The 16763-nt window shown below is 72.0% G+C and carries 3 protein-coding genes (1 of these 3 running past the window's edge); all 3 read right to left on the bottom strand.

The window, feature by feature from the left end; translation table 11 throughout:
• Tightly spaced (at most 56 nt apart), the 3 genes in view from GJA_RS08145 to GJA_RS08135 form a layout consistent with a single transcriptional unit that may run on beyond the window.
• Window positions 1-1018, bottom strand: partial view of a condensation domain-containing protein gene (locus GJA_RS08145; protein WP_479686742.1) — the 5' portion only. It extends 20 nt beyond the left edge of the window; 1018 of the gene's 1038 nt are visible here — the first part of the coding sequence; it begins with the start codon at window positions 1016-1018; its stop codon lies off the left edge, out of view.
• Between the two features lie 56 nt (window positions 1019-1074).
• Window positions 1075-11484: a non-ribosomal peptide synthetase gene (locus tag GJA_RS08140; RefSeq protein WP_081905288.1), complete on the bottom strand. Its 10410-nt coding sequence runs from the start codon at window positions 11482-11484 to the stop codon at window positions 1075-1077.
• Window positions 11481-16754 carry a non-ribosomal peptide synthetase gene (locus tag GJA_RS08135; RefSeq protein WP_081905287.1) on the bottom strand — a complete coding sequence of 1758 codons (5274 nt, stop codon included), beginning with the start codon at window positions 16752-16754 and terminating at the stop codon, window positions 11481-11483. The genes GJA_RS08140 and GJA_RS08135 overlap by 4 nt, the downstream gene beginning before the upstream one ends.
• Window positions 16755-16763: the final 9 nt, after the last annotated feature.

Here is a 16763-nt window from a genome sequence, read left to right as displayed (position 1 = left end):
ATCGTGCAGCGCCAGGTTCGTAACGGCGCGCCGGGCCCGGCAGCGGATCGGCGCGCCAGCCGGCGGCGCCGTCCGTGTCCTCGATAAAGACAAAACAGGCCGACGGCGCGGCCGACGCTGCCATCGCCGCAGAATACTCTTGCGCGCCGCGATGGGCTTCCAGCGTTTCGGCCAAGGCGGCCAGCAAGGCGCCGAAACCGCTGCCTGGCGTCAGCTCGACCGCGACCGGCATCACCTTGTCGAACACGCCGACGGCACCGCGCATCACTTCGTAATCGCGGCGGCAATCGTGCTGCCAGCCGCCCAGCACATGACCGTTGCCCGACAAGCGCGCCAGCAGCAGCCACCAGGCCAGTTGCAGCGCCGTTTCCAGGTCGGCGCCGTGCTCCGCGGCCGCTTGCTCCAGGCGCAACAGCATGCCGGCGTCCAGCTCTGCGCGCACCGCGCCATGGGCAGGTACCGGGGACGCGCCGGCCGCTGCCGCGCCGCGGTAGCACAGTTGCGGCCGCACCGCGCCGGCATGGCGCTTCAGGTAATCGTCCCAATAGGCCCGGCCTTGCGCCGCTTCCTCGTCGTCGTCCAGGTCCTGGCGCCACTCGACATATTGCGCGTACTGAAACACCTCATCGAGCGCCGGCTGGCCGGCATAGGCCGACTGCAGTTCGCGCCACAGCAGCGGCAGGCTGGCCTGATCGGCCGCCAGCGCCGCCACGTTCAGCGCGACGGTCGAGGCCGATACGCCGTGATGGATCACGCTGGCGGCGATGGCCTGGCCGGCTGCGATGTCCGGCACGGCCAGTCGCGCGGCGTCCAGCGTCTCGGCCAGCGCCACGGCCGGCTGGGTCGCCTGCCGCTCCTGCTGGCGCAGGCCGCGATAGCCGGGCAGCGCCAGGTAGGCGCAACGCAGCGATTGATGGCGTTCGACGACGCTAGCCAGCGCCTGCTGCAGGCGTTGCGGATCGATGCGCTGGTCGCTATGCGCGGTGACGAAATGGCTGGCGCCGGGATCGGCCAGCATGGCTTGCTCGGGGCCGAGCGGCCAATGGGGGGCGGCGTGCTGGGTGGTGTCCATGTTTAATTTTCCTGTGTCTGTTGCGGCGCGCTGCTGGCGGCCGGGTTCGTATCTTGTTGCGGCGGCTGCGCGGCCTGCTGTTCCAGGTCGGCGCGGCGCACCATCTCGCCCATTGCGACGACGATCTTGCGCGGCCCTTCAAACGGATCGCGGGCATGCGCGGCCAGCATGTTGTCGAGCATGATGACATCGCCCTGGCGCCAATCGAAACGCACCGCGCACTCTTCGTAGGTGCGGCCGATCAGTTCCATGGTCGCATCGGGAATCGGCGAGCCGTCGCCGAAGCAGACCTGGCGCGGCAAACGGTGCGCACCGACCATGGTCAGCAGGTCGGCCCGCAGTTCCGGCTCCAGGCAACTGACGTGGTGCAGCTGCACCTGGTTGAAGAAGGCGCGCTCGCCGCTGACCGGATGGGCGATCACGGCAGGACAGCGGGTGCGCGTCTGCAGCTCGTCGTTGTCCAGCCACTCGAAGTCGATGCCGGCCAGGCGCAGCCGGGTTTCGACCTCGGCGCGCTGGGTCGTCTTGAAAAAGTCTTGCCAGCTGACGTCGAGGCGGTTGTTGAAGGTGCGAATGTAAAGCAGCTGCTTGCGCTCGAATTCCGCCACCAGTTCGGCCGGCAGGCGGCGCAGCATTTCGCGGCAATCGACGATCGGCGTGGCGCCGCCGACCGGCGACGGCAGCTCGCAAAAGAACCACTGCTTGCGCGGCCACTGGTCCAGGTGCGCGCTTTCGTTGTGGAACAGGATCATCTGGCGTTCCGGATACGGCGTCGAGCGGTAGATGTTGCGGCCGCCTTCCTTCTTCGGCAAGTCGCCGTAATCGCCGTGCAGCTGCGGCTCGATGGCTTCGGCGAAGCTTTCGAATTCCTGCGCCGTGCGCAGGCCGAAACCGCGGAACAGGATGCCGCCGTGGCGCAGCAGCATGCTCTCGACCAGGTCGCGCTGCTCGCGGGCCCAGGCCACCGCGTCCAGGCCGGCGTCCCTGGCCTCGATCACGGCCGGGAATTCCTGGCCGGGCCGCAGGAACGACATCGACACCGCCGGCCTGGCGGCGCCGCGCGGCGCGGACAGTTTATTCAGGCGGTCCAGTTTTCCGGCCGCTGGTGCGGGTTTTGTCATGATGGTGTTCTCCTCTGTTTCAATGGCGGCCGGGCCGGCCGGGGCATAGCCCGGCACGCCGGCCAATTGGTCCAATGTCCGTTGCCAGGCTTGCGCGGCGCGCGCAACCGTGGCGTGCTGGTGGCGGTCCGCGTGATAAATCCATTCGGCGCGCAAGCTGCCCCGCTCTTTGTCCTGTTCTTTGCCCTGCTCTTGTGAGACGAATACGGCCAGCTCGAATTTAGACGGCGCGCCCTGGTCCGGCAGCAATTCGATCGCCAGGCCATCGATATCGGCCCGGCCGGCCGGCACGTTTTGCAGCACGAACAGCGTTTGCAGCAGCGGATGGCGGCCGCGTTCCCTGGCCGCGCCGGCGCCGGCCGCATCGACGATCTGGTCGAACGGCAGGTCGCCGTGCTCGAAGGCCCGCAGCACGCTGTCGCGCACGCGCTCCAGCCAGGCGCCGAAATCGTCCTGCTGCGCGGCATCCCGGCGCGAGCGCAGCGGCACCACGTTGACGAAGAAGCCGATCAAGCCTTCCAGCTCGGTGCGGTCGCGGCCGGCGGTATCGGTGCCGACCACCAGGTCGTCCTGTCCCGACTCGCGGTGCAGCACTTGCAGGAACGCGGCCAGCAGCACCATGAACAAGGTGGCGCCGTGAGACCGGCCCAGCTGTTCCAGGCGCAGCGCGGCGTCGGCCGTCAGCGTCAGCGGCGCCAGCGCGCTGCGTACCGCCGCGACCGGTCCGGATGCGGACGGCCGACCGTCGCCAGGCAGGGTCGACAAGGCCGGCGCGCCGGCCAGGTAATCACGCCAGAACGCGGCCGAGGCGGCACCGGCCGGCCCCTCGAACTTGGCCGCGTGCCAGGCCGCATAATCGGCGTATTGCACCGGCAAGGCCGGCAGGCCGGCTTCGGCGCCCTGGTAGCAGGCCGCCAGTTCGCGCAGGAACACCGCCTCCGACCAGCCGTCGAACACCATGTGGTGCACGCACAGCAGCAGCACATGCTGCCGCGGATCCAGACGCAGCAAGGCCATGCGCAGCAGCGGGCCATGCTCCAGTTCGAACGGCTGGCGGCGCTGCTCGGCCAGCAGCCCGGCGACGCTGCGCCGGGCTTGCGCTGGCGGCTGCGCCGACAGGTCCAGCAGCGGCAGCGGCAATTCCAGCACGGCGGCGATGGCGGCATACGGATCGCCGTCCTCGCTGTGCGGGTAGCTGGTGCGCAGCACTTCGTGGCGTCGCACCAGCGCGTTCAACGCGCACTGCAGCCGCTGCGGGTCGAGCGCGCCGCTCAGGCGCAGCGCGGCGGCGATGTTGTACGCGCTGCGCTGCGCCGGCGACGCCAGCCGGTCGACCAGCCACAGGCGGTGCTGCACCGGCGACAGCGGCATCGCCGCGCGCCGGGCCACCGGCAGCAGCGCAGCGGCTTCGTGACTGACGGCGGTCACGATGTGCGCCGCCATGTCGGCCAGGCGCGGATGGGCGAATACCGCGCGCAGCGGCAACTCGGCGCGCAGCGCCGAACGGACCCGGGAACACAGTTGTATCGCCAGCAGCGAATGGCCGCCGGACTCGAAAAAGTGGCTGTCGCGGCCGACCCGCTCCAGCCCCAGCAGCTCGCGCCACAGTCCGCCCAGCGCCTGTTCGGCCGCGCCGTCCAGCGGCTGCTCGACGGCGGCGCCGAAATCCGGCGCCGGCAGCGCCTTGCGGTCGATCTTGCCGCCCGGCGTCAGCGGCAGCGCCGCCAGCACCACCACCACGGCCGGCACCATGTAGTCGGGCAGCAGGCCGGCCAAGCCCTGGCGCAGCGCGGCGCCGTCGAGGTTCTCGCCGGTCACGTAGGCGGCCAGCCGGCCGCCGGACAGCGCCAGCGCCACGGCTTCGCGCACGCCGGGGCGCGCCATCAGCTGCGCCTCGATCTCGCCCAGCTCGATGCGGAAGCCGCGGATCTTGACCTGGTGGTCGAAGCGCCCCAGGTATTCCAGCCGGCCGTCGGCGGACCAGCGCACCAGGTCGCCGGTGCGGTACAGCCGCGCGCCGGCCGGGCCGTACGGATCGGCGATAAAGCGCTCGGCCGACAGTCCCGCTCGGCCGGCATAGGCGCGCGCCAGCAGTTCGCCGCCGAGGCACAATTCGCCGGGCACGCCGGGCGGCGCCAGCCGCAATTCGGCGTCCAGCACATAGGCGCGGCGGCCCGCCAGCGGCTGGCCGATCGGCATCTGCGCCGGCAGCGGCAAGCCGCCCGACACATACGGCGCGCAATCGTAGGCGGTGGCGGTAACGATCGCCTCGGTCGGCCCATAGGTGTTCAGCAGCTTGACATGGCCCAGTCCGGCCGCCCGCCATGCCTGCAGCGCTTCCGGCGGCATCGCCTCGCCGGTCGCTTGCACCTGGCGCAGCGCGCCATAGTCGCGCACGCCATGCCGCGCAAAGTCCTGCACCAGCATATTCCAGTAGGCGGTGCTCAGGTCGGCGATGGTGATGCCTTGCTCCAGCGTGGTCCGGTAAAACGTGTCGCTGTCCCACAACGCCGGCCCGCGCAGCACCACGGCGGCGCCGGCGACCAGCGGCGGGAACAGCTGTTCGACGAAGCCGTCGAAATTGATGGTCGAGAACAGCAGCATGCGGTCGGCCGGCGTCAGGCCGAAATAGCCGACCGCGACCTGGGCATGCTCGGCCAGCGCGCGGTGCGCGACGCCGATGCCCTTCGGCTTGCCGGTCGAGCCGGAGGTATAGATCAGGTAGACCAGCGAGTCGGGATGCACCGGCAGGTCCAGGTTCAAATCCAGGTTCGACTGCAGTTCGGGCGGCGCCGCGTCCGTACCGGTTTCGGCAACGACCTCCAGCAGCGCCAGTCCCGGCCGGCGCGGCAGCGTGGCGGCGATGCCGGACTGGGCCAGCATCAGCATGACGCCGCTGTCGTCCATCATCGCGGCCAGCCGCTCGGCCGGATAAGCGGGATCGAGCGGCACGTAGGCGCCGCCGGCCTTCAGGATCGCCAGCACCGCCACCACCATCTCGATCGAGCGTTCCAGCGCCACGCCGACGCGCCGCTCCGGGCCGACGCCGAGCGCGGACAACTGCCGCGCCAGGCGGTTGGCGCGCCGGTTCAACTCGGCGTGGCTGAGCGTGACGCCGTCGTGCGCCAGCGCCGGCGCGTCCGGCCGCAATGCGGCCTGGCGTTCGATCAGCCGGTGCACCGCCTGATCGGCCGGATAGCGCCGCGGATTGTCGCCCGCGGCCAGCAATGCCGTCTCGGCGTCGGACGCCAGCAGCGGCAGCGCGCCGCACGGCAGTTGCGGCGTATCGGCCAATGCGGCCAGCAAGCGTTCGGCCTGGGCCGCGATGGCCGCCACTTGCGGCGCCGAAAAACGTGCCGCGTCGTAGCTGTAATGCAGGCGCAGCGCCGGGTCCACGCCGCCGGCCAGCACGGCGGTGATGGTCAGCGGATAATGGGTGTCGTCACGGCCGCCGATGGCGCCGAAGCGCAGCCCGCCGGGCGCGGCCGCCAGCAGCGCCTGGTCCATCGGGAAATTCTCGAACACGATCAGCGTGTCGAACAGCGCCTGGCCGCCATGGCCGGCCCAGCGCTGCAGCTCCACCAGCGGCGTGTGTTCATGTTCGCGCATGGCCAGGTTATCGGCTTGCAGCGCGCGCAGCCAGTCGCCGGCGGCGGCGCCGGGCGACGGCGCCGCCGTCAGCGGCAGCGTATTGATGAACAGGCCCAGCACTTGTTCGGCGCCGGCCAGTTCGGCCGGCCGGCCCGCCGTCGTCACGCCGACGGTCACCGCCGCTTGCCCGGTGTAGCGCTGCAGCAGCAGGATCCAGGCGCCCTGCACCAGCGTATTCAAGGTGATGCGTTCGCGCCGCGCGGTGGCCAGCAGGCGCGCGGTGACGGCGCCGTCCAGCACCTGCTGATGGCCGCCGAACAGCTGCGCGCCGGCGGTCGCCGGCAAGGCGGGTGACTGCAACGCGGGGGCCGCCAGCACGTCGGCCAGCCGGGTCGGCTGTTCGATGCGGGCCAGCTGGCCGCGCCACCAGGTTTCGGCCGCCGGCCGGTCCTGCGCCTGCAGCCACGCGATATGGTCGCGGTAGCGGCCGGCCGGCGCGCTGACCGTTTCCCCGGCATACTCGCGCAGCACCTCGGCCAGCAAGCTGCTGCTGCTCCAGCCGTCCAGCAGCAGATGGTGGCAAGTCCAGACCAGCCGATACAGCGGGGCGGCGGCCGAGATTCCATCCGCTGCGCCGTCCAGGCGCAGCAACAGCAGCCGCATCAGCGGCGCGCTGGCCAGATCGAAGCCGCGCTCCAGTTCGGCCCGCGCCAGCCGGTCCGCCTCGGCGGCAGCGCCGGCCTGGCCGCGCAGATCGATTTCCCGCAGCGGCAGATCGACGTCGCGCGCCACCCACTGCAGCGGCGCTGCGGCGCTGCTCACAAAAGCGCTGCGCAACACCGCGTGGCGGGCGATCGCCGCGCGCCACGCGGCGGCGAACGGCGCCACCCGCAGGCCGCCGATATCGACGCTCAACTGGTTGACATAGGCCGCGCCGCCCGGCTCCGGCTGGTACTGGCTGTGGAACAGCATGCCGGCCTGCATCGGCGACAGCGGATACATGTCTTCGATGCGGCGCGCCGGCAATGCCAGCGCATCCAGCGCGGCCTGGTCCAGGCCGCACAGCGGCACGTCGGACGGCGTCAGCCGGCCTTGCAGCGGATCGGCGCCATGCGCGAGCACCTGCCGCAGCCGCTCGACAAAGGCATGCGCCAGCGCCTCGACGGTGGCCGCCGCGTGCCGGTTGGCGCTGTAGGTCCAGTCCAGCAGCAGGCAGCCGTCGCGCACCATCAGCGTCAGGTCGAAGCAGCAGCGGCGCGGGCTGTCCGGCGCGCGCGACTGGCCGCCGGCGTCATCGGCCAGCGTCCAGCCGGCGCCGGCCTGGCGCTCGACCTTGCCCAGGTAATTGAAGGTCAGTTGCGGCGCCGGCAGCCGCGCCAGTTCGGCGCCGTGCCCGCCCAGATAGCGCAGCAGGCCGTAGCCGAGTCCCTTGCCCGGCACCTGGCGCAGCTGTTCCTTGATGCCGACAATGTCGCCGGCGATGTCGTCGCCGGCGGCCGGGACCAGCCGTACCGGATACAGGCTGGTGAACCAGCCCGCGGTGCGGCTGGGGTCCGGCGCGCCGTCGAAATCCTCGCGGCCGTGGCCTTCCAGCTCGACCAGCACGCTGCCATTGCCGGACCACCGGCACAGGGTATGGGCCAGCGCGGCCAGCATCAATTCTTCCGGCCGGTTGCGGTAAGCGCCGCACGCGCCGCCCAGCAGCTGTGCGCTGGACGCGCGGTCCAGCGCCAGATGGATGGTGCGTGCCGCCCCCTCGGTGTCGGTCCCAAGCGCGTGGTCGGCCGGCAGCGGCGGCGCGCTTTGGGCTTGCCAATACGCCAGTTGCGCCTGCACGCCGGGCGTGGCCGCGTGCTGTTGCAGCGCGCGCGACCAGTCGGCGAAACTGGCGCCGTCCGGCGCCGCCTGCGGCGGCCTGCCGGCCAGCAGGTCGTGGTAAATAGCCTGCAAGTCTTCCAGCAGCAAACGCCACGATACCGCGTCCACCACCAGGTGATGGCAGACCAGCAGCAGCCGGCCCGCGGCGGCGCCCGCGGCGCCGATGTCGAGCCAGGCGGCGCGCAGCAGCGGACCGTGCTGCAGGTCCAGCGCCGCGTGCAGCACGCCCGATTCGCGTGCGATGGCGGCGCCGGCATCGGCTTCGTGGCCCAGATTGATATGCGTGTAATTGGGCAGCGGCGCGGCAGTGTCCTCGCGCTGCATCCATGCGCCGTCGTGCTGTCCGAAGCGCAGCCGCAGCGCGCCATGCCGTTCGGCCAGGCGCCACAGCGCTTGCTGCATCAGCCTGCCGTCGGGCGGCGCATCGAGTTCCAGCAGCACCGATTGATTCCAGTGATGGCGCGCCGCCATCGGCTGCTCGAAGAACCAGCGCTGCACCGGCGTCAACGCGAAGGCCGCCGTCGCGGAGGAAGTGTCGGATGGCGCTGGCGCGGCAACAGCGGCCGGCGCGGCCGGCTGGGCCAGCGCCGCCAGCGCCGCCACCGTCTGTTTTTCCATCAGGTGGCGCGGCGAAAAGCGGATGCCGGCCTTGCGCGCGCGCGCCACGATCTGCAGCGTCAGGATCGAATCGCCGCCCAGCGCAAAGAAATTGTCGTCGCGGCCGACTTGCCCGACTTTCAGCACCTCGGCCCAGATGGCCGCCAGTTTTTGCTCTACCTCGCCCTGCGGCGCCGCGCCGCCGGCCGATCCGCCCTGCGGCTGCTCCGGCGCCGGCAACCGTTTGCGGTCGACCTTGCCATTCGCGGTCAGCGGCAATTGCTGCATGACGACGATGGCGGCCGGCACCATGTAATCCGGCAGCGTCGCCGCCAGCTGGCGCGCCAGCGCCGCGCCGTCGCGGTCCGCGCACACCACATAGGCCAGCAGCCGCAAGCGCTGTTCGCTATCCGGCGCGGCGAGCACCTCGGCCGCCGCCACGCCGTCCAGCGCCAGCAGCGCCGCCGCGACTTCGCGCGGCTCGACGCGGTAGCCGCGTATCTTGACCTGGTCGTCGGCGCGGCCGAGGAATTCAATCGCGCCGTCCGCCAGCAGGCGCGCGCGGTCGCCGCTGCGGTACAGCCGCTGGCCGGCCAGCAGCGGGTGCGGCACGAAGCGTTCGGCGGTCATGCCGGCGCGGCCCTGGTAGCCGCGCGCCAGACCGGCGCCGCCCAGGTACAGCTCGCCGGACACGCCGACCGGCGCCAGGTTCAGGTCGGCATCCATGATGCAGGCGCCGGCGTTGGCCAGCGGCCGGCCGGCCGGCAGCGGCGCCGCCTGGTGCGCCGTGGCGGCATGGGTCAGCAGGCCGACCGTGGTTTCGGTCGGGCCGTAATGGTTGACCACCCGGCACGCCGGCCGCAGCGCCCGGATCCGGTCCAGCAGCGCCTGGCTGGCGCTCTCGCCGCCGATCACCAGCGTGTGGCGCGGCAATGCGTCGGCGGCCTGCGCCGCCTGTAGCAGCGCCTGCATGTGGCCAGGCACGATCTTCAGCACGTCGACCGCGTGGCGCCGCATGTAGTCGGCGAAGCGGTCCGGGTCGAAGGCGCGTTCGGCCGAGATCAGGTGCAGCAGCCGGCCCGAGCACAGCGCGCCGAACAGCGTGGTGTGGCCCAGGTCGGCCGCCACGGTGGACACCATCGCCATGCTGCTCGCCTGCGGCGGCAGTTGCAGCCGCGCCAGCACCGCCTGCACATAGTTGGCCAGCGCGCCGTGGGTCACCACCACGCCCTTCGGCTGGCCGGTCGAGCCGGACGTGTAGATCAGGTACGCCGCCTGCTGCGGATGCGGGGCGATCCTTGGCGCCGTGAGATCTGCGGCAGCAGGGGCGCCGCCGAAGCCGAGCGGCAGACACGGCAGCGTACCGCTCCAGGCCGGCGCGGCGGCGCTCAGCAACAGGCGCGCGCCGCTGTCGGCCAGCTGGAAGGCCAGCCGCTCGGCCGGCAATTGCGGATCCAGCGGCACATAGGCGGCGCCGCTCTTGAGCACGGCCAGCAAGCCGAGCACGAATTCGCAGCCGCGCGGCGCGTGCAGCGCGACCCGGCTTTCCGGGCCGGCGCCGGCGGCGGCCAGCAAGCCGGCCAAGCGGTCGGATTCGGCGTCGAGTTCGGCGTAACTGTATTCGGCGTCTTCGAAACGCACGGCGCCGGCGTGCGGCGCGGCCCGCACCTGGCTGGCCCACAAGGCCAGCACGTCGGCATGCTCGAACGACGTGGCAGCGCCGTCGAGCAGCGCCAGCGGTTCGGCGTCCGGCGGCGCCAGTTCGCGCAGCGCGCGGCGCGGCTGCAGCGCGACCTGCACGGCGCAGGCCTGCAACTGCCCGGCCCAGCGCTGCATGGTGAGCAGATCGAACAGCGCATCCGGATAGGCCAGCACGCCTTCGATGGTCTCGCCGTCGTCGATGAAATCGAAGCCGAGGTCGAAGTGGGCGGCGCCGCCGGACAATTCTTCCAGTTCCAGCGCCAGGCCGGCCACCACCCGGGCCAGCGGCAAGGCGCTTTGTTCGGTGCACTTGACTTGCACCAGCGGATGCACGCCGGGCTGGCGTTGCGGCGCCAGCGCCTCGACCAGCGAGTCGAACGGCAAGTCCTGGTGCGCCTGGCCGCCCAGCACCGCCTCGCGCACCTGGGCCAGCAGGGCCGTGAAACCGGCGCCGCTGTCGAGCCGGCTGCGCAGCACCTGCAGGTTGGTCAGGTAGCCGACCAGGCCGTGGGTTTCGGCGCGCTGGCGGTTGGCCACCGGCGCGGCGACCCGCAAGTCGTGCTGCCCTGTCATGCGGTACAGCGTCAGCTTGAACAGCGCCAGCATCACCATGTACAGCGTGGCGCCGTGCTCGCGCGCCAGTTGCCGCAGGCCGGTCGCGGCGGCCGGCGCGAAGCTGAAGCGGTGGCGCCCTTCGCCGCCGGCCAGCGCGCCGCGCGGCCGGTCGAACGGCAGGGCCAGCACCGCGTCGCCGTCGTCGCCACTGTGGTCCAGCTGCGTGCGCCAATACGCCAGCTGGCGCTCGCGTTCGCCCGCGTCCAGCCAGTTGCGCTGCCAGCGCGCATAGTCGGCGAACTGGATCGGCAGCGGCGCCAATGCCGGCGCGGCGCCGGCGGCGTAGCCCTGGTACAGCTGCAGCAGCTCGCCGACCAGGATTTGCAGCGACCAGCCGTCGGCGGCGATATGGTGCACCGCCAGCGCCAGCGCATGCTCGTCTTCGGCCAGTTGTATCAGCGCGGCGCGGAACGGCGCCTCGCGGTCGAGCTGGAACGGCGCGGCGGCGAACCGCGTCGCCAGGCGGCTGGCCGCGCCCTGCGCCTCGGCCGGCGGCAAGTCGCGCAGGTCGTGCAGCGCCAGCGGCAAGGGCGCGGCGTCCAGCACCACTTGCAGCGGCGGCTGGCCCGGCAGCGCGCGGTACTGCGTGCGCAGCGCTTCGTGGCGCAGCACCAGGTGGTCCAGGCCGGCTTGCAGCGCGGCGCGGTCGAGCCGGCCGCGCAGGCGCAGCAGGCCGGGCATGCTGTAGGCGGCGCTGTCCGGATCCAGTTGCCAGGTCAGCCACATGCCGTGCTGCGCCGGCGACAGCGGCGCGTCGGTGCGCTGCTGCGGATCGGCTGCGACGATCGGCAGCTCGGCGAAATTGAGCCCCATCGCCGCGAGCCTGGCCAGGAAGGCGCGGCGCGCTTCCGGCGCCAGCGCGGCAAAGCGCCGCGCTATCTGTTGACCTTGTTGATCGTCCCGTTTCATTCCTGTTCCTCGAATTCGCTTAAAAGATTGGCCATGTCGTCCAGCCGGCGCGCCCTGGCTGCGCCGCCGGCGTCGAAGCCGGCCTCGGACAGGCCCTGCGCCATGCCCGCCAGCGTCGGCGCGTCGAAGAAGCGCCGCACCGGCAGTTCGCAGGCGTGGCGCTGCGCCAGCAAGGCGGTGACCCGGATCGCCGCCAGCGAATGGCCGCCCAGCTCAAAAAAATTGTCGTGCCGGCCCACCCGCGGCAGCCCCAGCACCTCTTGCCACAACAGCGCCAGCGCCTGTTCGGCCTGGCCCAGCGGCGCCACATGTTCGGCATCGGCCGACGGCGTCGCCAGCGGCAGCGCATGCCGGTCGACCTTGCCGTTCGGGTTCAGCGGCAAGGCGGCCAGCACCATCACGGCCGACGGCACCATGTAGTCGGGCAGTTCCCCGCGCAGCGCGCTGCGCAGCGCAGCGCCCTGCAGCTCGACGCCGGGATCGGCGGCCACGTGCGCCACCAGCAGCGCGCCGGACCCGGCCTGCTGGGTGCTGACGACGGCCGCGCGCACGCCCGGCTGGGCCAGCAGGCGGGCCTCGATCTCGCCCAGCTCGACGCGCAGGCCGCGCAGCTTGACCTGGTGGTCGATGCGCCCCAGGTATTCGAGCTGGCCATCGGCCAGCCAGCGCACCAGGTCGCCGCTGCGGTACAGCCGCCCGCCATCGGCGCCGAACGGGTCCGCGACGAAGCGCTCGGCGCTCAGGCCAGGCCGGTTCAGGTAGCCGCGCGCCAGCAGCGCGCCGCCGATGTACAGCTCGCCGGCCACGCCCGGCGGGGCCAGGCCCAGCTCGGAATCGAGCACGTATAAACGGCGTCCGGCCAGCGGCGCGCCGATCGGCATCTGCGCCGGCAAGCGCGCGCCCGGCGCCAGGTAAGGCGCGCAATCGAGCGCGCTGGCGGTGACGGTGGCCTCGGTCGGGCCATAGGTATTGAGCAGCTTGACGTGCTGCAGCCCGGCGTCGCGCCACGCATGCAGCGCTTCCGGCGGCAGCGCCTCGCCGCCGGCGTGCACCTGGCGCAGCGCGCCGTAATCGCGCCGGCCGTGCCCGGCAAAATCCTGGGCCAGCACGGCCCAGTAGGCGGTGGTCAGGTCGGCCACGCTGATGCGCTGCGCGATCAGTTGCTCATAAAAGGCCGCGCTATCCCACAGGTCGGGACCGCGCAGCACCACCGCCGCGCCCAGCGCCAGCGGCGGGAACAGCTGTTCGATGAAGCCGTCGAAATTGAGCGTGGCGAATTGCAGCATGCGGTCGTCGGCGCGCAGGCCGAAGAATTGCGCCGACACGTCGATATGGCGCGCCAGCGCCGCGTGGCCGATGCCGACGCCCTTCGGCGTGCCGGTCGAGCCGGAGGTGTAGATCACATAGGCCAGGCTGTCGCCGTGCACGGCCACGCCGGGATTGGCGTCGGACAGCCCGTCCAGCGCCAGGCCGTCCAGCCGCAGCCGCGCGACGCCGTCCAGCGCCGGCAGGCGCGCGTCCAGCCGGCTGTGCGTCAGCAGCATGGCCAGGCCGCTGTCGCGCGCCATGTGCAGCAGCCGGCCGGCCGGATAATCCGGGTCGAGCGGCACGTAGGCGGCGCCGGCCTTCAGGATCGCCAGCAAGCCCACCACCATGTCCGGCGAGCGTTCCAGCGCCACGCCGACCAGCGTGCCCGGCCCGGCGCCATCGGCCATCAGGCGCCGCGCCAGCCGGTTGGCGCGGCGGTTCAGGGCGTCGTAGGTCAGCGCTTCGGCGCCGCACACCAGCGCCTCGGCGTGCGGCTGGGCGGCTGCCTGGCGCTCGAAGCGCAGGTGGGCCGGCAGCGTGGCCAGCGCCGCGCCGTCGTTGCGGCCCCAGGCCAGCAACTGCGCGCGGCCGGCCGCGCCGTCCAGGTCGACCTCGGCCAGCGCGCATTCGGGCGCGGCGGCAAGCTGGCGCAGCAGCGCCAGGTAATGCCGGCCATAGCCGGCGATGGTGGTCGCGTCGAACAGTTCGGCCGCGTAACTGAAGGCAACCCGCAACTGGCCGTCCGGCGTTTCGACGGTGTCCAGCGCCAGGTCGAACTGCACCTCCGGCTGCTCCAGCGCCCGCACCTCGAGCGCCAGGCCCGGCAGCGCGGACAGCGCGCGGTAATCTTCCACCAGGTGGTTGAACAAGACCTGGAACAGCGGGTTGTGGCTCAGGCTGCGCTGCGGCTGCAAGGCCTCGACCAGTTCATCGAACGGCAATTCCTGGTGCGCCTGCGCGCCCAGCGCCGCGACGCGCGCCTGCTGCAGCAGCGCGGCCAGCGTCATGCGCGGCCCGAGCTGGCTGCGCAGCACCTGGGTGTTGACGAAAAAGCCGACCACGCCCTCGACTTCGGGACGGCCGCGGTTGGCCACCGGCACGCCGATCCGCAAGTCTTGCTGGCCGCTGTGGCGGAACAGCAGCGCCTGGAACGCCGCCAGCAGCACGCTGAACAGCGTGGCGCCGGCTTGCCCGGCCCGGGCCCGCAAGTCCGCCGCCAGGCCCGGCGGCAGCGTGAAGCCGTGCTGCGCCGCCGTGTAGCGGCGCGCCGCGCCGCGCGGCCGGTCGGTGCGCAAGTCGAGCACCGGATGATGGCTGCCCAGCGCGCCGCGCCAATAGTCCAGCTGGCGCACCCGTTCGCCGCCGTCCAGCCGCTGCCGCTGCCAGGCGGCGTAATCGGCGTATTGCACCGGCAGCGCCGGCAAGGCCGGTTCGGCGCCGCCGCGGTACGCCTGGTAGCAGGCCGCCAGCTCTTCGATCAGGCGCTGCATCGACCACGCGTCGGCGATGATATGGTGCAGCACCAGCACCAGCGTGTGGCGCTGTCCGGCGTCGCGGCGCAGGCCGGCGCGCAGCAGCGGGCCCTGCGTCAGGTCGAACGGCTGCTCCAGCAGCCGCGCGCCGTCGTCGTCCTGCGCCAGCCGGAGCAGGCCCGATTGCGCCGGCGCGGCGCCGATCAGTTGTTCGGCGCTGCCGTCGGCGCCGGCGCGGAAGCTGGTGCGCAGCGATTCGTGGCGTTGCAGCAGATGCAGCAGCGCCGCGTCCAGGCTGGCCACATCCAGCGCGCCGTCCAGCGTCAGTCTGCCGCCGATATGGTAGGCGGTGCCAGCCGGGTCGAGGCGCCACAGGAACCACAGCCGCTGCTGCGCGTGCGACAGCGGCACGCCGGCGCCGCGCAGCGCCTCGGGCAGCACGGCGATGCCGCTGCCGCGCGCCGCGCCGGCGCTGCGCAAGCCGTCGATGCGCAGCGCGCAATCGGCCAGCTGCGGATGCTCGAACAGCAATTGCGGCGCGATGTCGATATTCCAGCGCGCGCCGGCGCGCGCCGCCAGTTGCACGGCGGCCAGCGAATTACCGCCCTTGCCAAAGAAATGCGCGTCGCGCCGCAGCGGCGCGGCCGGGTCCAGCTTCAGCACCTCGCGCCACAATTGGGCCAGTTCGCTTTCGGTGCCCGGCCGGGGCGCCTGGCCGGCATCGGCAGGATTGGCAGAGGCGGCGGCGCCCTGCACGATGCGGCCTTCCGACCAGACCGCGTAGGCGTCCAGCGTGCCGTCCAGCCAGCCCTGGCGGCAGGCGCCGCGGCGCAGCTTGCCGCTCGATGTCTTCGGCAGTCCGCCCGGATTGAGCAGCACCACCAGCGTCAGCGCATTGCGGCACACCAGGCTGGCGGCCTGGCTCAGCGCCTCGGCCAGCGCGGCCGGCGGCACCAGTTTTTGCAGGCCGCGCGACACTTCGGCGCACACGCCGACGCCCTCGCCGCCATCGGCTGCGGACACCGCGAAGGCCGCCACCCGGCCCTTGCGCACCGCCTCGACTTCCATTTCAATGGCGCGCTCGATGTCTTGCGGATAGAAATTCTGGCCGCGCAGGATGATCACATCCTTCAGCCGGCCGGTGATGTACAGCTGCCCCTGGTGCATGAATCCCAGGTCGCCGGTGCGCAGGCAGCGCCGGCCGTCGCGTTCGATAAAGGTCTCCGCGCTGGCGTCGGTCCGGCGCCAGTAGCCGGCCGCCACGCTGGGGCCGCTGGCCAGGATTTCGCCGACCTGGCCGTCGGCCAGCGTGCGCAGCGTGTCCGGCGCGACGATGTCGACCCGATGGCCGGCGGTGACCGGGCCGCAGCCGACCAGCTCGCTCTGCGGCTGATCGCCGGTGGCGGCCAGCGGCAGCCCGGCGGCCACGCTGGTCTCGGCAAAGCGCGTCGACGTCATGCCGGAGCCGGCCACGCCGCCGCTGACCAGCAGCGTCGCCTCGGCCAGGCCGTAGCACGGATAGATCGCCGACGGCCGCAAGCCGGCCGGCGCGAAGCGGGCCATGAAGTCGCTCAGCGTATCGTGCCGCACCGGCTCGGCGCCGGAAAACGCGACCCGCCAGCTGGACAGGTCGAGCGCCGCGGCCTGCTCCGGCTTGATGCGCTCCAGGCACAGGCGGAAGGCGAAGTCCGGTCCGCCGCTGACGGTGCCGCGATAACGCGACACCGCTTCCAGCCAGCGCAGCGGACGCTGCAGGAAGTACGATGGACTCATCAGCACCACCGGAATGCCGCGGTGCAGCGGCTGCAGCGCGCCGCCGATCAGGCCCATGTCGTGGTACAGCGGCAGCCATGTGACGAACACGTCGTCGGCCGTCACCGCCATGCTGGACTCGATCGCGCGCTCGTTGGCCATCAGGTTGGCGTGGCTGACCATGACCCCCTTCGGCACGGCGGTCGAGCCGGAGGTGTATTGCAGGAAGGCGATGTCGGTCTCTTGCGGCACGTGGGCGCGCCATGCGCCGGCGCTTGCCGGATCCAGCGCATCGACGGCAAGCGCGGCGGCGGCGCCGAAACGGGCCGCGCCGCCATCCTCGCCCAGCAGCGCCAGGATCGCGCCGGTGCCGAGGATGCAGCAGGCGCCGGCGTCGGCGGCGATCGCCAGCAAGCGTTCCAGGTGCTGTTCGCGCGCCGATTCGGGCGGAAACACCGGCACCGCGACCAGGCCGGCGTACAGGCAGCCGAAGAAGGCGACCAGGTAATGCTGGTCATTGTCGAGCAGCAGCAAGGCACGCTCGCCGGGGCCGAAACGCGCCTGCAATTGCACCGCCATCGCGCGCGCCAGCTGGTCCAGTTGTCCGTAGTCGAAGCGGCTCTCGCCGCCGGCGCCCAGCGCGATCAGCGCGGTGTCGCGCGGCCGCGTGCGGGCCAGGGTTTGCAGGTGCTCGACCATATTGCGCGGAAAGTTACGAACTGCGGTTGCCTGATTCATCTTGCGTCC

The organism is Janthinobacterium agaricidamnosum NBRC 102515 = DSM 9628 (assembly GCF_000723165.1).
In the GTDB taxonomy this organism is placed as follows: Bacteria; Pseudomonadota; Gammaproteobacteria; order Burkholderiales; family Burkholderiaceae_D; genus Janthinobacterium; species Janthinobacterium agaricidamnosum.
The sequence above is the reverse complement of the archived record's forward strand: the minus strand, read 5'-3'. Positions and strand labels throughout refer to the sequence as shown.